Origin of the sequence: Limibacterium fermenti, from assembly GCF_041902845.1 — a bacterium.
GTDB classification, from domain to species: domain Bacteria; phylum Bacteroidota; class Bacteroidia; order Bacteroidales; family Dysgonomonadaceae; genus Limibacterium; species Limibacterium fermenti.
Genome location: NZ_CP159486.1, coordinates 624,376 through 646,321 on the forward strand (window position 1 = coordinate 624,376; position 21,946 = coordinate 646,321).

At 41.5% G+C, this 21,946-nt stretch carries 13 protein-coding genes and 1 tRNA gene; 5 read left to right on the forward strand and 9 right to left on the reverse strand.

Annotated features, from left to right (window positions below; genetic code table 11):
• Positions 1–32 precede the first annotated feature (32 nt).
• Positions 33–1,214: a phage integrase SAM-like domain-containing protein gene (locus ABNK31_RS02900; RefSeq protein ID WP_418894238.1), complete on the reverse strand. Its 1,182-nt coding sequence runs from the start codon at positions 1,212–1,214 to the stop codon at positions 33–35.
• A 131-nt stretch (positions 1,215–1,345) separates the two neighbouring features.
• Positions 1,346–1,419, reverse strand: a tRNA-Ile gene (locus ABNK31_RS02905).
• Between the two features lie 258 nt (positions 1,420–1,677).
• Here ABNK31_RS02905 and ABNK31_RS02910 point away from each other — a divergent pair.
• From ABNK31_RS02910 to ABNK31_RS02930, 5 genes are all read left to right on the forward strand, one after another.
• The gene (locus ABNK31_RS02910; protein WP_418894239.1) at positions 1,678–4,089 is read left to right on the forward strand and encodes a TonB-dependent receptor; all 2,412 of its coding nucleotides are present in this window, start codon (positions 1,678–1,680) and stop codon (positions 4,087–4,089) included.
• Between the two features lie 46 nt (positions 4,090–4,135).
• Positions 4,136–5,551 carry a DUF4374 domain-containing protein gene (locus ABNK31_RS02915; protein ID WP_418894240.1) on the forward strand — a complete coding sequence of 472 codons (1,416 nt, stop codon included), beginning with the start codon at positions 4,136–4,138 and terminating at the stop codon, positions 5,549–5,551.
• A gap of 104 nt (positions 5,552–5,655) precedes the next feature.
• Entirely contained in the window at positions 5,656–6,738 is a 1,083-nt protein-coding gene (locus tag ABNK31_RS02920; protein WP_418894241.1) for a ferric reductase-like transmembrane domain-containing protein, read from the forward strand.
• Between the two features lie 8 nt (positions 6,739–6,746).
• Positions 6,747–7,625, forward strand: a complete 879-nt coding sequence (locus ABNK31_RS02925; RefSeq protein WP_418894242.1) for an alpha/beta hydrolase — start codon at positions 6,747–6,749, stop codon at positions 7,623–7,625.
• 317 nt (positions 7,626–7,942) lie between these two features.
• On the forward strand, positions 7,943–8,305 hold the full coding sequence (locus ABNK31_RS02930; RefSeq protein WP_418894243.1) for a hypothetical protein: 363 nt from the start codon (positions 7,943–7,945) through the stop codon (positions 8,303–8,305).
• 88 nt (positions 8,306–8,393) lie between these two features.
• Here ABNK31_RS02930 and ABNK31_RS02935 read toward each other — a convergent pair whose 3' ends face one another.
• From ABNK31_RS02935 to ABNK31_RS02965, 7 genes are all read right to left on the reverse strand, one after another.
• Positions 8,394–10,289 (reverse strand): hypothetical protein, encoded by a 1,896-nt coding sequence (locus ABNK31_RS02935; protein ID WP_418894244.1) that lies wholly within the window; start codon positions 10,287–10,289, stop codon positions 8,394–8,396.
• Between the two features lie 28 nt (positions 10,290–10,317).
• On the reverse strand, positions 10,318–12,510 hold the full coding sequence (locus ABNK31_RS02940) for a hypothetical protein (RefSeq protein ID WP_418894245.1): 2,193 nt from the start codon (positions 12,508–12,510) through the stop codon (positions 10,318–10,320).
• Between the two features lie 178 nt (positions 12,511–12,688).
• Complete coding sequence (locus tag ABNK31_RS02945; protein WP_321579718.1) at positions 12,689–13,801, reverse strand: DUF4972 domain-containing protein; 1,113 nt, start codon at positions 13,799–13,801, stop codon at positions 12,689–12,691.
• 96 nt (positions 13,802–13,897) lie between these two features.
• Positions 13,898–15,067, reverse strand: coding sequence for a glycoside hydrolase family 76 protein (locus ABNK31_RS02950; protein WP_418894246.1), 1,170 nt, complete (start codon positions 15,065–15,067; stop codon positions 13,898–13,900).
• Positions 15,068–15,145: 78 nt separating this feature from the next.
• Positions 15,146–17,092, reverse strand: coding sequence for a RagB/SusD family nutrient uptake outer membrane protein (locus ABNK31_RS02955; protein WP_418894247.1), 1,947 nt, complete (start codon positions 17,090–17,092; stop codon positions 15,146–15,148).
• A 29-nt stretch (positions 17,093–17,121) separates the two neighbouring features.
• Positions 17,122–20,601: a TonB-dependent receptor gene (locus tag ABNK31_RS02960; RefSeq protein ID WP_418894248.1), complete on the reverse strand. Its 3,480-nt coding sequence runs from the start codon at positions 20,599–20,601 to the stop codon at positions 17,122–17,124.
• A gap of 120 nt (positions 20,602–20,721) precedes the next feature.
• Entirely contained in the window at positions 20,722–21,903 is a 1,182-nt protein-coding gene (locus ABNK31_RS02965) for a FecR family protein (protein ID WP_418894249.1), read from the reverse strand.
• Between the last annotated feature and the right edge of the window lie 43 nt (positions 21,904–21,946).

The following is a 21,946-nucleotide window of genomic DNA, read 5'->3' on the forward strand; positions in this document are numbered from 1 at the left end:
TCTGTCTGACGATAATTAGAGATTTATGTTCCTTATTCTCGTTCATCCTTTTTTAAATTATCCAATATTGTCCTCATAGCGGTATCGGCATGGGAACGCATAATTCGCACATAATTGAATATCGGACGATTCTTTTTTACGGATTGGCCAATGGAATATTCAAGTATTTCCAACGATATGCCCAGATCGAATCCATGTTGAACGAGTGATTTTCGGGCGGAATAGTACACTACGCGTTTGTTTATTCCGAGCTTTTGCGAGAGTCGTTTGATTTGATTCGTAACGTATCTCCTGAAATTCTCATATTCATATTTATAACCAAAGTCAAGCTTTCCGTTAATACCTATCCACCTATTTATAATTTCTTTGGCTTCGGGCTGAATGGTAAGGGATATCCTTTTATCTCCTTTTTTCATATTGCGCGATTTCTCCCGAATGTAGTCGACTGTATCTTTTTCCCGAAAATCTATATTCATCAGGTCAATGAGGTTTATACCTCCGAGATAATAAGAGAGGCAAAACAAATCACGAGCTACACGAAGGGGTTTTCCTTTGAATTGGGAATCTCTTATTTTTTTGAATTCTTCTATGGTGATATCCAAATCTCTCTCGAGAGATTCCGGCATCTCAATATCATCAAAAGGTTTGATTTTGTAATTCACATTTCCATTTTTGATTTGAGGTGTTATAAATGATTTCAATTGCCGCATATGAATTCCTCGAGTTGTACTATTATTTCCGCGGGTATCCTTTAGATAAGCCTCAAAGGCCCTGAGAACTTCGGGCGTGATCATTTCCAATGGAATATCGCCACAAGAAGTTATAAAATAGTTTTTGGTTCTTGTATAATCTTCTTTTGCGGATATTTTTTTTAGTTTTGCTATATGCATATCGGCGGCTTGCGAAATGGTCAGTGTCTTTATCTTTGAATTTTTCACGAGGAAATCACGAAGTTGCGAACAAGAATATACATCAGGATCTATCTTGTCAAGCGTATCCTGATATTTATTTAATTCTTCGCGGAGTTTCCTATTTATTATTCCGGCGTCAGCTCTATTAACAACTTGGCCATTTTTAAACTGTTTCAAATTATCGATTACGAATCTTTGGACGATATATCGTGTATCCTGTTTGTGGGACACGGCTATTCTTATTTTATGCTTTCCATTCTTTAAAACTTTTGCCGGTACAACGGCTAATTTTAGTGTTGCCATATCATTGATCTTTTAGGACAAGTTTTCGACAAGTTATCATGTCCAAAAATGGACACAAAGTAACTATTTTAAACGACGAAAGGGATTCCCTTTTATAGGGAATCCCTTTTATAGACTAATATTTAGAGAGGTGGTCCCACTTGGGCTTGAACCAAGGACTCCCTGATTATGAGTCAGGTGCTCTAACCAACTGAGCTATGGGACCTGCTTTCTAAAGATCGGTTTTATCAAAAGCGGGTGCAATATTACGACATTTTTCGGATATATGCAAGAAAAAACCATCTATTTCCTCCTTATTGTCCGTTCGAGTCCTTAAGCTCCTTATTTATGCCTTTCAAATAACCGTTCTTCTCATTGGTTTTAGGTATTTTCACGCAGAAAATACCTACTTTCTGCGATTGTAATGATTCTTTTGCTTTTATACCTTTGCCCCAAAGTTTAGATTATCAATTTATAACATAAAATGAATCCATCTCAAAGTCTTGGCATAAGGCTAACCCATATCTTCTTTTTCTTCTTTTTTATTCAGTTTTTATTTGCGCAGCAAGTGCGAGAATCGGCTATTCGAGGAACGGTAAAAGACAAGGAGGGGAACCCGATAGAATTTGCGACGATATATATAAAAGGGGAGAGTAGCGGCACGCAATCTGATGCCAAAGGAAACTATTATCTTCCCGTAACTCCCGGCAGACGTACTTTTTGTGTACAGTTCATGGGATACGAAACCTATGAGCGGCAGGTTGAAGTGAAGCCCGGCGAAAAAGTAACGATTGCAGTGACTCTCGATGAAAGACGGTATGACTTGCAAGAGGTTGTTATCCAATCGAAGTCGGGCGTGCAGCGTGTCAATGAAACGGCTTATAATGTGGTCGCTTTGGATGCCACATCTCGATATAATTCGACGGCGGACTTGTCGGATATGCTGAATAAAGTCTCGGGCGTACGCATCCGTGAAACAGGCGGCGTGGGTTCGGATATGCAGGTGATGCTTGACGGTTTTAGCGGAAAGCACGTGAAGGTCTTTATTGATGGTGTGCCTCAGGAAGGGGTGGGAGAGTCTTTCGGACTGAATAATATCCCGGTTAACTATGCCGAACGTATCGAAGTCTATAAAGGCGTGGTGCCGGTGGTTTTCGGGACGGACGCCATCGGCGGGGTTATCAATATCGTCACGAAAAAGAATACGAAGAAATGGCATCTGGATGCTTCTTATTCTTACGGTTCGTTCAATACACATAAGTCGTACGTCAATTTCGGACAAACTTTTAACAATGGGTTGACGTATGAAATCAATGCCTTTCAGAATTATTCGGACAATAGTTATTATGTCGATACTCCTGTCGAGGAATTCCTTTCTTTGAAGCCCGGAGGAGGAAGTAAAATAAACAGTAAAAAAATAGAGCGGGTGAAGCGTTTCCATGATACGTATCATAATGAGGCCGTTATCGGGAAAGTCGGAGTGGTGAATAAGAAATGGGCCGATCGGCTCTTGTTCGGAGTTACGTACGCTCAAATGTATAAGGATATACAAACCGGCGTCGTTCAGGATGTCGTTTTCGGTGGTAAATATGAGAAGGGTCATACGGTTATGCCCTCGATGGAATATCGCAAACAGGATCTCTTGCTTGAGGGGTTGGATGTGACTTTTACGGCCAATTATAATAAAGGCATCACCCACAATGTCGATACTTCTTCCTATGAATATAATTGGTACGGTATTAAACGCCCGCTGAACATGCCGGGCGAGCAGTCTTACCACCATCTTCGATGGAATAATAATAATTGGAATGGAACTTTCACGGTTAATTATCATATAAAAGACATCCATACCTTTACATTCAACAATGTAATGAATTCTTTTTATCGTTCCGCCACATCCCTTTTGGGGCCTGAGGCGGAAACGTACAGCATTCCCAATGAAACGCAGAAAAATATCAGCGGATTGTCTTATCGGCTTATGCCGGGCGACAAATGGAATGTCGCTGCTTTCGGAAAGTATTATTATCAATTCGTTAGCGGACCGTTAGCCACATCCGACCGGCAGGATGATTTTGTGAAGGCGACCCGTACCGTCAGCACGACGGGATATGGAATAGCCGGAACTTATTTTATTCTGAAGAATCTGCAATCCAAACTATCGTACGAAAAAGTTTATCGTTTGCCTTCCAACAGAGAGATGTTCGGCGATGGAGACATGGAATCGGGCGATGTTTCCCTGAAACCGGAAAACAGCAATAATATCAATTTTAATATAAGTTTCGGCGAAACATTCGGCGAACATTCCTTCTATGCGGAAGGCGGTGTGATTTATCGTGATATAAAAGATTATATCTATCGTGTCATCACCGGATTGGGAGGAGGTAAATCCGGCGCGACCTATATCAATCACGGTAAAGTTTTAACCAAAGGGTACACCCTCACCGCGCGGTATGATTTTTCAAACTGGTTGAGTTTGGGAGGCAACTTTACCGAAATCAATACGCGGAATAACGTGAAGACTTACGCCAATAGCGATGCCGCTAATCTGACTTACGGGGCGCGAATGCCCAATGTCCCTTATTTGTTTGCCAACTCGGATGTCACTTTTTATTGGCACGACTTCGGCCGTAAGGACAATATGCTGACAGCCGTTTACGATAATTTTTATGTGAAAAGTTTTCCCCGTTTTTCGGAGGCGTTGGGTAATCAGGCGGAATCCGAATTTGTGGTGCCGACGCAGTTCTCTCATAATGTAAGTGTGTCCTATTCCATGCAAGGCGGGCGCTACAATTTATCGTTCGAATGTCAGAATATTACCGATGCAAAACTATACGATAATTTCAAGTTACAGAAAGCCGGCAGAGCTTTCTACGGAAAAGTGAGAATCTCTTTATAAGAGACTGATATTACTCTATTATAATAACATACTAAATAAAATCGAAATGAAAAAATTCTTTTTATATCCTATTTTTTCTGCAGTTGTATTGCTTGCAGGATGTGTATTTTCTTCTTGCGATAAAGAGGAACCTGTGAAACCGGATGATGGGGGCGAATCTTCATCGGCTTATGTCATTGCCGCTACCTCCGAAGCGGAAGGGGGAGGCACCGCTGCCAGTTATTTGCTGACTTCCGATGTGTTGAATACCGGGTCCGTTACGACCTACAAGAACGGCACTATTACGGAGAGCGGCAGTTACTGGGTTTATTTTCAGGATAAGTATTTGTTCCGTTTGGTTTATAATCAGGGTAGCGCAGGCCTTAGTTCGTCGTATATCCTAAATGATAAAGGAAGCGTGGTGGCTCGTGATAATACTTACAAAATCAAACGATTCACCTCCTACGGTACGTATAAAAATTATCTTATCACTTCTTCCACCGGCGATTTGGCAGAGGAGCATAAAGATGAACACGGTTATCTTCCCAAAGGATTCCTGTTTTCTTATCTCGATGTCGAGCAGGAAACATTTGGTTCCAATGAAGAACCGGTCTTCTCTGAAAATTATTTGGGAAATGGAGAGTATGTTACCTTGGCCGGTATTCTCGAATCGAACGGCAAAATTTATTCCGCTCCCATACCGATGGGCTTGAGCCAATACGGTGTAAAGGCCGAGGGTGGAAAGTATGTGAAATATGACGACCTTGTGAAAACGCAAGATGGAGGCACCGCCAGCAGCTCATACAAAAAAGGAGAATTGCAGTGGACTCAGTATCCCAATGAGGCTTGGGTGGCTGTCTATGATGACGAAAAACTTACGACCCCGAAATTAATGAAGACCGATAAGATCAGTTATGCTTGCGGTCGATACCGTTCTCAATACTACCAAACCATCTGGGCGGCTGATAACGGTGATGTGTATGTGTTCTCGCCGAGTTATGCAAAGACCATGGAGGACGACCGGCAAAAAACGACCTTGCCCGCGGGCGTTGTCCGTATCAAAGCCGGAGCAAACGAATTTGATAAAAATTATTATTATAACATTGAAAGCCAGACAGGAGGAAATTCCTTTTTGCGTTGCTGGCATATTACGGAAGATTATTTTCTGCTGTTGATGTATGATGTACCGTTTAGTGTCGGTTTTAATGCTGTTAAGACGCCTGCCACGCGCCTGGCGGTCTTTAAAGGTGAAACGGGTAAATTGACGTATGTCACCGGATTACCATCCCCCGAAACGATTGTCGGTTTCGCCGATACGCCCTATTCCGAAAATGGGACGGCTTATGTCGGAGTTACTACGAAAACAGATGATAAGGCTTATCCTGCTGTATACAGCATAGATCCGAAGACGGCAAAGGCTTCGAAGGGCCTTGTCGTAGAGGCTACGCAGATTGATGCTGTCGGCAAGTTGGCCGCCAAATAGCCCTCGTGTATAAATAGGTTCCTTAAACGATTCCTCCTGTCTCCGCTCGACTCGCGAGGCAGGAGGATCGTTGCATTTTCATTATAAAATAACACCTGTCTCCGATGATTAAATTATTGATTGATTTTCTGCAGTTCCTGTATACCGTGGCGCCGCTGCTCCTATCGGTAGCCGCTTTTACTTTCTTAAGTATTTTATTGTCGAAATCGATAAAGAAGCATGCAACGGTCTATTATATCGTTTTTGCAATCCCCTTCTTTTTAGTCGCAATCCCTTTTGTGGGGAGGTTATTTGGCGCCGAACTCTTCAATCTCGTTCGGGTGCCGATCCTCGGGCAAATCTTGCGGGACTATATCCACATGGGAACCTTCGGATTTCCCTTACTGGTTATCATCATGTATATGGGAGCGCTCGACCCGAAGGTCCGCTGGGTGAAAAGGCTGCTGAACATACGCAAGGAGTTGTCGATTATATCCGGTTTTCCGGTACTTACGCATTCGCTCATACGGGTCACGAATAACTTTCCAAGCGGTTTGAAATTCTTTATCGATAAGGATGGATATCTGTCGAACACCCCCGTGGCCAGCGAATTGGGGGCGGGGATAACTAGTTTCAGCTTTATTGTGGGCGTCTTGCTGCTCGTCCTGTTTATTCCCCTTTGGGTGACATCCTTCGATTCGGTACACCGGCGTATGGGAAGGGTGACGTGGAAGAAAGTGCAACGATGGGCGTACGTTTTGTATGCGCTGCTGTTTATCCACGCCATGGGATTACAAATAGGGTGGACTTTGAATCCTCGGGGCGGACATGCCGCGCCTAAAGTGGTTGCAGAACGCACTGTAAAACAACCTCAAAAGCCTGTTGCGGGGGATAGCGCCATTGTCGTTTTGCCTGCCTCCGGACATGGACACGGACATGCTGCCGCAGTTGAAACGCCTGTTTTCGGCGCTCAAAAGAGCGGGCAGGGTATTCGCACCGTCGAAAGAGCGGAACGGAACGTGCAAGCGGAAAGCCCGAAAGGCGGCCGTCGTGCGCAAAACAAAGGGTTGGCCGATATTCAAGTCGGCGCACACGTAAAACGCTCCATCCATATCGGGTCGCTTATATTGATTTTCGGGTCTTATCTGTATCTGAGAGTACGGAAAGCGAAGAAAGATGCCAAAAAGAAATCGCGTTCGCTACAATAAGTCATTTTATGAGTAAAGCAACGTATGTAATCACGGTCGGGTATTGTCTGTTTGTGGTGTGTTTTATGGCGAACGGGCAGCCCAGTCAAGTAATTCCCTCTATCGGCGATTCCGCCCGCAGTGTGTTTGTGATTGAGCAACACGATAGGTCTTTCGAGGGAAAGGACTATCGCTTGTATATCGCCGCCGCAAAAGAACCGGCCGCGCTTCGTCGTCCCGTACTGTATATGCTCGATGGCAACGGGCAGTTCCCGATTTTGCTCAATCAAATAAAGAACGTGTCGGCTGGTACGCCGCTTATCGTAGGCATCGGTTATCCCATCGACCGGGCCTATCCCAAAGAGCGTACGCGCGATTACGTTCCTGTCGAATATCAGGGAGAGGGTGGTGGCGCCGAAGATTTTTACCGGTTTATCATACAAGACGTAAAGCCTTTTATCGAGTCGCATTATCCGGTCGATACCACGCGGCAGACATTGTGCGGGCATTCGCACGGCGGGCTGTTCGCCCTGTATGTGGCCTTTGAACATCCGAGCGCTTTTCAGCATTACGTCGCGGCCAGTCCTTCGCTATGGTGGGCGAAAGGGAAGACGGTGCCGGACCGGCGGCCGCTTTTTACCACCGGTATTCCGCAATCGCTGACTCTTACAATGGGCGAGTATGAAGAGAATCCCTCTCTGGACACTCTGCGTGCTAAATTGCCGCCCGCGATTCAAGAAATAAAGAATCGTCGGCGGGGCGGGATGCCTGTGCGCCGCTTGGCTGCGATTATGGCCGAAGAAGTTCCCGCGTTTCGGCTCATTGTGTATCCCGGCAAGAATCATGGGAGTTCTGTTCCCCTGTTTCTGATGGAAGCGTTGCTGGTAGCCGGGAACGATATATTCTAACTCTGCTACTATATATTCTTACTTAGGTACTGTGTGTCCTTACTATTTGATTATATGTTCTTAATCGTCTATTTATTATTCTAACTATGTAACTGTTTATTCTAACAATAGGATTATTTATTGTTGCCATATAACTATTTGTTATTACGATATAGATGTTTGCTTTAACTCTATAGTTATATGTTCTAAATCTGCGATTATAGGCTTTAATCCTATAAATCCGGAAAAAAAGCAATCACCAAACAAAAAATCTTTCTACCTTTGTAAGGTTATCGCTCATAAGGGGAGGGATAACCTTATATAAAAGGGAAAATATTATGGCAAAGAAAGACGATGCGCAGTTCCCGCATAACGGAACGTATATCATGAAGGCTGTGGATGCGGAGCGCCGGACGTATAGCGAGATTGCCGAGCGTATGAATGTGCATCCGACATCGTTTCAACAATATCGGGGGCGGTATTCGTTGCAAATGAGCATTTGGTGGCGGTTGAGCCGTGCACTGAACCGTAACCTCATTGCTGAGATAGGTGATTTGCTCGGCATTCCTTACGAAACCCGAAGCGAGAAGGCCTGCCGCCTCGAACTCGAAAACACCCGTGCCGAGCTGGCGAAAACAAAAGCCGAGCTCGAAAAAGCAAAGGTGCAAATAGAGGTCTATAAAAGTGTGGTGCAAAAGTAAATAAAGAAAGCGGTAATTTCTCCTTTATAGGTTTATTCGTTGCGGAAAGGGCATACCGGTAAGCCCCCAACGCTGTATACCATTCGGGTTAATTAATTACCGATAAGTATTGTTCCGTTTGAGATTTCTTATAAAACATCCGGATTCTCCAGATCAACTCTTGTACGGAAACGACTTCAAAAGAATCGTTTAATTTATTCATGCAAAGCTTGGCGGCGCTTGCTCCTTTCAGTGTTCCGCCGCTGTTTTCCGCCAATTCGTCATTCGAAGCGCCGATATCTTTGAAATTGCTCCACGCATGGACGGATATCAGGGAAAACGAATTCTCTTTCGTCTCCGATTTCAGTTTGTTCGCGATGTAGGTCGGAGTTCCTTCTCGGCTGTGATTCTGATTTCCGTGATTCCACAGCGAGTATTTTACGGTGATTACCGGAATGTCGAACCCGTTTTTGTTTTTTATCCAAAAAATGTCTCCTTCTCCGCCGGCATAAGGCGAATATTGAATCGCTACAATTCCCTCTAACTGATCGTTTGCCTGAACGAAGGCTTCGAATCCTTTCTTGGCTTCAGAAGAATGGACATCATGCGCGATTAATCCGAGTACTTTAATGCGATGTTGGCGCATGTGGGCAGCTACTTTCGTGGCGAGGGAAGTCAATGCCTCTTCGCGATTAGTTTCAATGCCATAATTATCGACGTAAGAATATCCTCCACCCAATGATTCGATCAATGTCTTGCTATTGTTCTGTATATCCATGATATTCTGAAATTGAGCAGGCGAAATCATGGCTAAATTACCGACCGGTATGCCGAATCCCATTTTTGTGTTATTTCCATCGGGATTCAGATAATATTTATCTACAAAATCGTTGAGCATCCATTGAACATTATCTCCATCCGTAAGATAGAATGAAATAAAGTTCTTTTTCTTGTCAAAATCAATTGAGAAGGGATTTTTTACATTGGCTAAGGACGATGTTTGGCGGCTCTTATACAACAGCGACATAAGGGGAATATTATACGCCCAGTCGGAAGGTATCCAAACATGCCCTTTTCGGGAAGCCCTATTCACGAATAAGTCTTCGCTTACGCCTTGTTCCCATCCGAGAATCGGCGCTCCCGGTTCCAGCCAGGAAATCACATCTTCAAAAATATCCAGATTTTGCCCTGACGACGGATTCCCTTTTTGTTTATTAATATTCAGAACGAAGAGGTCGTTTTTAATAGAAAAGTCTCTCAATTCGCCGGTTTGTACGGGCATTATCACTAACGCTTTGTTGCTGCATTTGTCTTTAAATTCACGCCAAGCGTCTCTTGTCGTTTTATAACGGGCATCATACTGCATCGTATATCCGGCTTTATCATATTTGGCTTTGTCCCTGATATCTATCACAATCGAATTATATACATGTGCTGCTACAGAGGCTACCGTATTGCTTTCGGGGTTATTTTCCACATCTGTCAGGACATATCCGTCGAACAGGTCTTTTACTTGAATGAGAATGCCATCGCTTGGTTCATAATTATTTTGTGCAAGTTCGGCGCCAGTTTGTTGCCCCTGTTCGCTGATACCCATTTGATGAAGTGCTTCCAATGATCGTTGATAGGACTTCCGGTTTTCATGATCACACATCCACATTCCTATTTCACTTTTCCCTTCTTCTACCGCCCGATTTACTAATCCGCTAATGGATTGGCATAATAGATGATATTGGAGCCCTTCTTTTTCTTCGGACTTTCCAAGTTCGTTTCGGGAAGTGTTTCCTAAAACGCCTACACAACTCCAATATTTTTTTGGCTTGGTTTGCATTTGAGGAAGGGTATATTGCCCGAGATCTGCTATCGGATCGTATTTTGCAAGATATGCTCCCCGTTCTTTTTCAATATCTACCGTTGTTTCGGGGGCCTTTGTCTCTTCCGGAGTATTGTCTTTATTGCATGCCATCAGAAAAAGCAGGCATAGAAATAATAACGACTGTTTCATTTGAATTTTTTAGCGACGTTTTCTTCTTTTACCATTCAATATTGATCTCTATTCCTTCGGGGTTATTTTCGAAAGACAAGAAAGCTGTTTTACTCGTTTCATCCCAATTCCAGTCCAATTCGGTCAATTTATTTCGATTGCTATCGTATAGGTTCCATTCCTTGGGTCGAGCAGGCAATAAAACACGCATGACATTGGTTGTATTTACCGGGCTTTTTGTAAGGAAAGAGTATTGGTTGCGCAAAACATTTTCATTATATACCCGGGAAGCGGAAGCAAGTACCTGAGGGCGCTTCGGATTATCCACTCGGCTAAGATTCAACAGGAAAGATTGTTCTCCGGGATAAACCGTCTTTTCATTCACAACAGGTAGTTGGGGATCAAAAAGATCGATAAATAATCCTTTCAAAACATAGGGTTGCTTACTCACGCTTTCATCCAAAACAGAAATTATTTCATACATTCCTCGTGTGAGAGTGAAATTATTTTTGAATTCGAGCGTATTTCCTTTTTTTTCGTATATGTTTTTTACAGTGGTAATCAGATGGTCATCATTGTTATTTTCTAATACAAATTCTTTAGGGTCTTTACGAATAACATATATGCTCCCCTTTCCATATCTATATTCAGCTTCAGGAGCAAAGAAGGGCATATTCATTAGCTTGAACAAATGATCGGAAGCTCTTTCATATTGGTTGTCCTTTGTATTCCACCATTCGCGTACGGTTTGAAAAGGGTCATCGTCCTTTCCGCAATAGATCAAGACCCCACCCGATTTTACCCAATCGGCAATATATTTATGAGATTTCGAAGAATCCGGTTTCATGTTAGAGTAAGACATAATCAACACTTTAAGGCCTTTCCATGTTCCCGGATAGGAAACGTTTTCGATATGAAGAATCTTTACAGGAACACCTCTTTTCAGAAAAGGCAAAGCTTGGCCATAGAAATTTGATAATTGAGGATCTTCGTAGCCATCATGAGTTGGGAAACGTTGAAACATTAATGAGTTTGCCATTAATACCCCAATTCCATGGGAACCGCTCACTCTATTCTCCGATTCAGGCATCGAATTCAATGAATTAATCATTATCTGCATCTGCGTAGAATAGGGGCGGGGAATTTTCTCTTTTTCTTCGCTGTTCGGATTCTTATATAATCCTTCGTAAATACGTTCCGGCCAGGGCATGACTTCGTAATCAGCGATATTTGGATAAAGTAATTGTGCGGAGAAAGTCGCTTGATAATTTTTTTTATAGTCCCCCCAATCCCGAGCCCGATCTTCGATAGGGTCGGTCAAAAAGAACATTTTGCGTCCGGTGGGGGCAGTCATCGATTCCATTGATCCATATTCCAGAAAAGCTGTTTCGAAAACGCGTTCTTTTACAACTCCATTATAATAATTCGGTTCGCGTGATGTACCTGTCCAGACTTGAGCAATATATCCGTCCATGGAAGGAAGCGATGCCAGACTTGCCTCAGGGCTGACTATCTGCCATTGTGAATAATTTACCAGCGAATGGGTAGGTACGTAACAGCGTACGTTCATTCCTTTACTTTTTCCATATTCCTTGGCAAACGAAAAGCAGTCATCCAAGGCTTTATAGTATAAATGATACTTTAATTTGTTGGACAGATAGGTGTTTTCGGGAGATTCGTGCTGAGGCCGCCAGTTAAAGCCGTAATAGTCTTTCCATTCTCTTTTAAACGCTTCACTGTATCCGGCGCGCGCCCAAAACTCAGGTTCCTCCAAATAAATAGCGTCGATACCGGCATCAATTACTTTTTTTATGTGCTCTTCCTTCATATATCGGATGAAGTTTTCGGAGGGGACAATATAGGGAACCATGTGTCCGTGCCATATCGTATCTCCTTGCCTGGTTACTTGTCCTTCATCGAGATGCCACTTGCCATCCCATTTTCCGGTAAAATAATCCTGATATTCGCCCCATGCTATTCCGGTCATGAAATGGGTGTCATATCCTCTGTCTTTCCACGATTTGACCCTTTCTTCGAAGCGGAGGTCCGTCCTATCGTTTGCTCCATAGACAATTGCCGCGTCTGCTCTGACATCTATGGAAGGTTTCCAATGAGCGGATGTTTGAAAAACTGTTTTTTCCCTTCCTTCTGTAGTACTTATTTTATGGTTGAGACTGCTACACGATAATAATAAGAAGAGCAGGGGAACTCCAAAATTGTAATATTTGAATTTTTTCTTCATTAAAGGATAAAAATAAAAAGAATAATAACGTATAAAAATAGTTTTTTTTGTCGAGAATTTTTTAAAATACTGTGTCAAAAGAATTACCTGCTGCCAAAAACCGAGAGTCCTAAAAATAGTTAGTCCTATTCCTTCATCAACACAAGGAAGAGATAACCTTTTGACACAGTTTTTTTATTTATTCAAGCATTATCCATTCGTGTTTGCCTTTTACGGCAGCGGAATATTTACCGGTTAGGTCCTTGATGCTTTGTTCATCTTCAACAGTCGAGTTGAAATCCCAGCCGCATACTAAATCTTCTTCTTGGCCGGTGACGAGAATTTCTTTATTCATGAGTCTTTTGATTTCGTCACCCGATTTAGCGGTTTTCCAGATATGAAAATCCTTGATGTAACCTTCTGCTTGACGGTCTTGATTGCCGTTCTTATTGAATTGAATAAAAGCGGTCATGGCTTTGCCTTTATCATCGGCAGCATTGTAATAGACTGATCCCGGATTGTTGTTTATTTGAGTCTTTTTGAGTTCGCCGTCTATATAATACTTTATAACAACAGGATTATTGCCCTCTTTCGATCCATCCACGCCAGCATCGCTATATACGGCCGCTACATGTCTCCATTTGTTCAAATCTCTAAAGCCGTCACCCGGCTCCCAAAGATTATAATCGTTCAATCCGTAGGATATTCGCATGTAATCGTTGTTGAAATGGTTGATCATCCATCCTTTACGGTATCGAGGCTCGTCTCCGTCCTCCAAATAAGTGGAAACAATTGTTCCAAATCCCGAAGTCGTACTTAACTTAACCCATAATTCTACAGTAAACGATTGATTTCCATCGGTGCCAAAGCGCGAAAATGCCGGGCTTGTTCCGAAATCGATATAACCTCCTTCTTTGCCGTTGACATACAGTTCGGCCGGGAACAATTGCGTTTCTGTTCGAATTGTCGATTTGAAATTTTCGATGGCTGTCACAACCCTCGAAGTTGCCTCCTCTATTTCAGAATCTGAAACATTTATTCCATCATTCATCTTCATGATAAGCCGGCCGATTACTGCCATCGCATCATCCAGTATTTGTTTGCTTTCTTCCGGATACTGTCCTTTAACTGTTCCGTAACGAGAATTATCTCTTAATTCTTTCAGTTGGGTTAGATTTTCGCCCAACTTTTCGATTTTGGGATTGCCTTCTCTAATGATATCATTCTTTTCTTCCACACAAGAAAAGAATAAAATCGAAACGGTTAAGAGAATAAAAGCAATTCTTTGTATTATATTATTTGTACTTTTCATATGTCTTTTTCTATTTTGAGTGAATATTTTTAATAACGTAAATTAATCTACAATTCTGTCAGATTTTTACGCCCCTTTTTTAATAAACCTTTTCCGTTATTTCGTTTTAGGAGGAATAACCTGCATGATTGCGGGTGCGCCGCTGACATCATAGACTTCCAGTACGCCCGTAGGGCATGCCGTATTAAAATTTTTATAAGTGAGATTCCTGGAATCTCTGTTTGCCCATGCCTTATTTGCATTGTAACGCATCCAGTCAAGATATTGGGTCTGCCCCCCGTCTTCTATCAGTCGAATAATGTATTGAGCGAAGATAGCTGTGTAGATACCTTGTTCAATTCCAGTTTCGAAAGGCAACACCCCCTTACTATCCGACATTTTATTCTTTGTATAATCAGCTGCCAATATAGCGTCATTTAAAAATTTCTCTTCCTTTGTCTGTTTATACAACATTACAGCCGCTCCGATACAAGTACCTTGATTATAAACATGAGTTTTCCAATTGGGAGTGCCTTCACCGTGTCTCGAATCCGCAACGGCTCCCGTTTTTTTATCGAACAAGTTATTGCGCGACCAATCATAGATTTCCTTCGCTTTGTTAAGATAATCTTCGTTTTGGGTGATATTATAGAGCGTCATGGCTGCAATGACGGTCGGGTAGTTTATGCAAGCCATTTTTCCCATTGTTTTGGCGGGGGTTCCTATTGGGTTTTGTTGATCCCAAGCCCAATACATTCCTCCTCTTTCGACATCATAGCTACCATTGTCGCCTACCACCTTCGATCCCGACCATACTCTTTCAAATCCTGTTTGAGAGTAAGTCAGGAATTTTTGCTCGCCAGTCAATTCATAGGCTCTTGCAAATGAAATAACCCACCACATAATATCATCGTAAATAAACCAAACAACGCCATTGTCCCAGTTATATTTATCATAATAATTGTAGCAACCCTCATAAAAATTATGTACCAATGCCAAGTATTGCTGATCGTTTGTTTTTTTATAGGCGTTCATCAACATGTCCCAATAAATAGCTTGAGTCCAGATTGCCGCTACACCTTTTTTGTCGGAAGTATGAAAATACAACTGTTTGTTTACATCGAAAAAGTATGTATTAAAAGCGTCGATAGCCGTGATAGCATCCTGCGAGGAAAATTCTTTCAGTTCGATGGGACGCCCGGTTGTTTCTTCCAATACTTCTTTTCCCGAACAATTAACGGTAAGGAACAAAAATGATAAAATAAAGAATGATTTACTATTCATCATAAAACGAAATAAATTGATTTAAAAGGATGTAAGGATTATGAATAGAGATCGGAACCTCTATTCATAATATCTGTTTTTTTACCACCCCGGATTTTGTACCAGTTCTTTGTTTATCGTTCGATCTTTTAAAGGAAGAGGAAAAAAATAATTTTTCTTTTCGAAATATCGATCTTCCACTTTTGTACGTACAAAGAATTCTTCTCCGTTTTTATTGATATTCATGCCGTGGATAGCTTTTCCTTGACTTTCTTCCGCTATACACCATCTTCTTAAGTCGAAGTAGCGATTGTTTTCGAATGCCAATTCAACGCGACGCTCATCCCTGATAGCTTGACGCATATTTGCTGGTATTGGAAGTTGTCCAGCACCGCCTCCATATTGAGGAATACCCGCTCTTTCTCTAATAAGGTTCAAATATTTGAGAATATCAGGGCTGCCCGGATTGCTTTCGTGTAAAGCTTCGGCATAGTCCAAATATATCTGTGCCATGCGAAGCATGATGGATACCCGGTCGTTATTCGACCATACGGTTGTTGGAGCGGATTTACGCACTACATATCCCGTTTTGGAATAGTCATTAGCATTACCAGTACCGCGGCCTGAATTTCCGGTGTATTGAAGTCCCGTATAAACGTCTCCTGAACCCGTATAAAGCCATTTCTGTCCGTCGAAAGTAATGTCTGCATAAAAGCGGGGTTCTCTATTAACCCAAGCGTTCCAAACACCTTTGGGGGCTAATACACGTCCTGTAACAGGGTCTTTGTAGTCTTCGGTCGAGAATCCCTCTTCTGTATACCCGGAAGTAGAATTAATAATGGGGGTTTTCTCATCAGATTGATATCCTGAAATAGGTTTTAAGCCATTAGCCATAAAATATGCATCAACAGCTTCCTGGGTGGCGGCCATCCCGCCGGAACACCGAACTCCATCGGCATAACCGAAGTGTTTGGGTGTTCTATTGTAATGCATGGTGCTGGCATTCCCTTGTCTATTAAACCAAATCATTTCGGCTGCTGAAGTTGTTCCGCTAAAATTAGTCAATTCGGAAGTCGCACCTCTCACTGCTTCACGATAGGAAAGATACGGGTCAAGCTTCCCGTCGGTATATTTACGCGTCAAATCATATCCTTTACCCACATAATCGTCGATGAAACTTCTCGCTTCAGTTGCCGCATTCTCCCAAAGTTGCCGCTTTTGCTCCTGTGTATAGGACGGAAATAATTTTTTACCGTCATTATTCGTCAAAGACGCATAAAAATCATTGGTTCCGTTAAATAAATCGCTTGCAGCCAGCATTCTTGTTTGGATTTTAAATACTCTTGCAATGGCTTGGTCTATATGCCCCAATCCTTTATCGGCAGAAGTGACGGTTTCCGAAGAGTTTTGTTTAATATTTACTTGAAGGCCATTATTAATGGCGATATCCAATTCGGATAAAATATAGGCAACCACTTCTTCCACGCTATTGCGAGGCGTGTTTAGTTCGCTGAGCGGAGCTTGTTCCGAAATGGAATTTTCAATGATAGGTACCGGTCCATATAATCTTAAAAGATAATAGTAATAAATCGCTCTTACAGCTCTTGCTTCAGCTATCCATTGTTCCAAATCGCCCGGTTCAAGAACTTTGCAGATATGTATGTTTTCTATAAAGGAGGTTGCTGCTCGGATGCCTTTATACCACTTATTCCAGTAATCATATACAAATCCGGTTTCACCGTTCAATGAGCCGTTATTGATGTTTTGCGCTCCATTGAAATCCCAAATGAATTCCGCGTCATCACATCCTGCATTCCATGCTCCGGAAGTGCCGTTCGCTCCTCCCGAGGCAGTCCATCGGTCTTCAAATTCCGCAGGCATAGAAGAATAGACGGTTGCTAGGTTGTCCAATACTCCATTGCGGGTTTCGTAAACTTTCTCTAATGTAACGATATCGGAAGGCACTTGATTCAGATAATCACTACAAGAACTGATTGTTAAAAACGTCAGTGCGAGACCTATAATGTTTATATATATATTGTTATTCATATGCTGTTTATGCTTTAATCATATATTTATTAAAAACTAAATGTTACTCCGACGGTAAAAGACGTCGTGTTTGGATATTTCGTTCCATTGTCGGTATTCAATTCCGGATCCCATAATTTCCATTTGGAGAACGTAAATAAATTCATCCCCATCATATAAACACTGGCGTTATTTACATTCGCTTTTTCGCACCAAGTTTTGGGGAGTTTATAAGATAATTGGAGCGTTTTTAGCCGGAAAAAACTCATGTCTTTGAGCCACCATGTGCTGTTTTCAAAATTGTTTTGGTTTCCCAATGCATCGTTTCCGTAAGCGAGTCTGGGATAGAAAGCATCTTGTTTGGGATTATCTTGCGACCAGCGATCCGTAATATTGCTGTAAACTGCTCCGACACCGGCATCATTAAACGGCCGCACAATGCCGCCTATAAAACGATTTGCTTTGCCTGTACCTTGAAACAGAACCCCTAAAGAGAAGCGTTTGTAATCCAGATTGAATCCGAATCCATAGTTTAGGATAGGTACATCGCCATTTCCCAACCACGATTTATCATTATCATCTATCTTACCGTCCTCATTCATATCTTTATACATCATATCACCGGCCTTCACATCTGTCAATCCTACTTTTGGAGGAGTAGGAAATGGTTGCGGAGTGTTTGCTCTTTCCGATGCGGGCAAGGCATACCAAGCATTGATTAAATCAATGTCGGTTTGCGTATATAACCCGAGCGCTTCATATCCTTCGATAGAAGTAAGGCTGAATCCTTTTCTGTTTCTCCATGCATATTCCCGTAAAGGTTGATCGTCATCCACCCATTCCGGATCAGCATAGGTCATATTGCCTCTCAACGTTATAGCCCAGTCGTTATTAATTCGTTTAAAATATTCGATGTTTCCATCGAATCCTAATGTTTTTGTTTCTCCTACATTACCATAAGGAACGGATTGGAATCCAGCGTATCCGGGAAGAGAATTGTTGCGTAATAACAAAATGTCAGTTCTGTTTTCTTTAAATAAATCGAAAGTCACATTTAGATCATCTTTAAAGAATTTTAGGTCGAATCCTAAGTCTTGTTTGGTTGCTACCTCCCAACCTAAATCCGTGCGCGGATTCGATATTACAACCCCACTTCGGCCGTTTGTACCGAATGAATAACCGTAGTCATTGTTCCATCCGTATTGTTCTATATACATGAACCTTCTATCTCCTAAATTGGTTCCCGTTCGACTATTACCTACTTTACCGTACGTATACCGTATCTTGAAAAACGAAAAAACATCTTTAATCGGATCCCAAAAAGGTTCGCTTGACGGAACCCACCCTGCACCAATTGCAGGAAAAGTACCAAAGCGTTTGGTTTTAGGAAAGTTCTCGCCGCCGTTATATCCTATATTGAATTCTGCGAAATACCGGTCTTTAAGGGCATAGGTAGCCCTTCCGGCAAATCCTTGCACTCTGAAAGGAATGGATTGTATAATATTATTTGCTTCGTTATAGGTCCTGCTTTCTTGTGTGTAAATCGCCATAGCACTCACTCGGTGATCTTCTCCGAAAAGTCTTTCCCAGTTGAGGGAAGCTTCAAAATAATCTTTTTGTTGTCCCTCGAAAGACTTGCCGAAAGACAAAGCCGTCGATCCCGAATTCCAAGTAGGAATTAATATAGGTTTTCCTTGTTCATCATAAGGATTGCTTCTATCTTTGAAATAGTACGTGTTTTCGCGCTTTTCATACCATCTTTCGCGGGTTGTTACGGCATCGAAAGCGAACATGGATGTAAGACTGAGGCCTTTTAATAAAAAGTCCAAATCTTGAGTTATCCGAACATTCGATTGAACTCTATTGCTCATTGTTTTTCGATATCCTCGTTTTGTGGCGTCGGAATAAGGATTTCTTTCGGCCCCCTGCGTGTGTGTACCCGGCACATATTGAACGCCATCCACAACAAACATAGCGGGATATTTTACAGGATTGACTTCCATCGTAGACGAAAAAATGGTTTGGGAAGATTGAGCCGGATAATTTCCATTCGACAAATAACCCTGTACACCCACATCCACTTTAGTAGTTGGTGTGAGTTGGACATTCAGATTGGTCATGAAATTATAACGGTTGAAATTTATACCGGAATCATAATTTTCAGAATCATTCGTCTTTATCATTCCCGTTTCATTATAATAACTGACGGAAGAATAGAATTGAGCCATTTGGCTTCCTCCCCTGATATTTACATTGGCTCTGCGAGAATGCGCCCAATCATTAAATATTTCTTTTCTCCAATTTACGTTTGGATATAAAAGGGGATCGCTCCCTGATCTGGTGTTTTCTATATATTCTTGGGAATAATTTTTGTATTGCCCTTCTCCCATATTATAAGAAGCTTCGTTTGCAGCTTCCATATAGGTGATCCCATTAGCCATTATTGGATCTTTGGTAAATCGGTTAAAGCCTTCGTAATAATCGATATTGACAGAAGGTTTGCCTATTATTCCCGGTTTGGTTTTAATAACCAACACTCCATTTGCACCTCTTACGCCATAGACAGCTGTTGCGGAAGCATCTTTCAATAATGTGATAGATTCGATGTCTTCGGGATCCAAATCATTGAACGGTCTTTCCACCCCATCTACTAAAATCAGTGGAGTCGATCCGTTAGGGGTTGAAATACCACGTATCCAAATATCAGCGGCATCTTTTCCCGGTTCGCCTGTACGTTGTACTCCTACTATACCGGCTAGTCTTCCCGCTAAGACGTTCGATAAGCTTCCCGTGGGAGCTTTTACATCCTGAATTTTTAGACTGGATTGTGAGCCTATAGTGCTGATTTTTCGTTGTTCTCCATAGCCAACGACAACTATTTCATCCAGCTCTCCTACGGCTTCCTCAATAACTACATCTAAAATATTTTCCTTTCCTATCGAAACTTCTTGGTCTTTGAATCCAATATACGAAAATTTCAGTTTAGGTCTATCTGTTGTAGTCCGAATCGTGTATGTGCCGTTATTATCAGTAATAGTTCCATTTGTAGTACCGACTTCTATTACATTTACGCCAATAAGTAATTCTCCTTTTCCATCCATCACCCGACCCGTGATTTCTCTTGCGGATGTCGGAACTTGCTGAATTTTGGTTTTAGAATCACTCTTATATACGGATATTTGCCGTTCAATAACAGAATACTTTAAGCTCGTATTTTTTAAAAGAGATTCCAGAATCTTATTTATTGATTCTCTTCTGGCATGTATATCCGTTTTTTTATTTAATTCTTTTCGAGCGTCATCAGTAATAAGAAATACATAATCACTTGTTTGTTCTATTTCTGAGATAGCTTGCCCTAAAGTCACATTTTTAAGATTCAACGAAAGTTCTTTTTGTTGAGGATAAATGTTCTCCGCTGTGATGCTAAAGAGGCATAGAAAAAGTAATAGTATTGAAATCTTCATGACTTTTAAGATGTTGCTGCACTTTTTATATGCAGATTGATCAGATTTAATTTTTCTTTTATACATTTGTAATGAATTTTAGTTTACATATTAATTTAGTGTTACTTGTAAATTGATTTTTAACTTGATCGGGCGATGTGTCACCATTGTCCGATCTTTTTTTAATTTAGTTATGTTGCATAGGCGTTATTTTTTAATAATATGAATTTTGTTATTTTCTCTTTTGTATATAGTAGACGATAGTACCGAAACGGAAGTAAGAACACTATCCAGATTATTCGATAAAAATAATTTACCGGAACAACTCTTTTCGTTCAATGCAATGTCTGGACTTCCATCGAACCGGACGTTATAATATCGCCCTATCTTTTTCAGTATTTCCGACATGGGCGTTTGCTCAAACTCGAGCACTCCTTTTGTCCAACTGATATATTCCGATACGTCCACCTTTTCTTTTAATAGTTTATGTTCTTCAATATCTATTTTCTCATTTGGAAATAAATCGATCTTGTCGTTGCCTTCTGTTTTTATAGTTATTTTACCATCTATCAATACGACTGTTTTTTTATTATCATCATTATAAGCAGAAACATTAAACGATGTGCCGTATACCTCGATCTCGATCTCTTTAGAGCGAACGATGAAAGGGATTTTCGAATTATGAGCGACATCAATAAAGATTTCCCCATAGACGTATATTTCGCGCGTTTTGCCGGTAAAAACAGTCGGAAAATCCAATTGAGTGCCTGAATTCAGCCAGATATGTGTTCCATCGGAAAGGGTGATATCTGTTCGTTTTCCGAAAGGCACAATCAACTGATTTATTTCTTGGGATGCCAATGTAATTTCCCGTTTATTGTCTGTGCTATCGGTAATGAGCGCTTTACTGTCTTGCGTAAGGCCTATATGTGCCTCTTGATTGATAGGAATGATATTTTTACCCGATATAAGTTGTATTTCTTCGTCGGGCAGAGTTTGTCCTATAATTGTCTCATTATCGCCAAGGTTGAATTCTCCGGAGTTTTTGTTATTCCATACGTAAAGAGCCGATGCGATGAATAATAATAAGATAGCAGCAGAAGAGGTGATGATTTTTCTGATTTTTCGTTTTCTGATTTTTTGTATTTTTCGTAATATGCTTGTATACATCTCTTGCTTCTCATCTTCCGATAAGACTCGCCTGTTTATACGCAAGGAGTTAAACTGGGTGATCGCTTCTTCAATACTTCTCTGTAAAGATGGGTTTTCAGCCGAAAAATTATTCCATTGCTCCTCTGATTCCTTAGTCCGGAAAAGGCGCCATTTTATAAATTCTTCGTCGTGAAGGATCTTATATTTATTGCGAGATGTTCGATTCTTGTCGTCCACAGTAATTGTTTTTACTAAGAAGACGGATAGCGTGTTTTTTTGT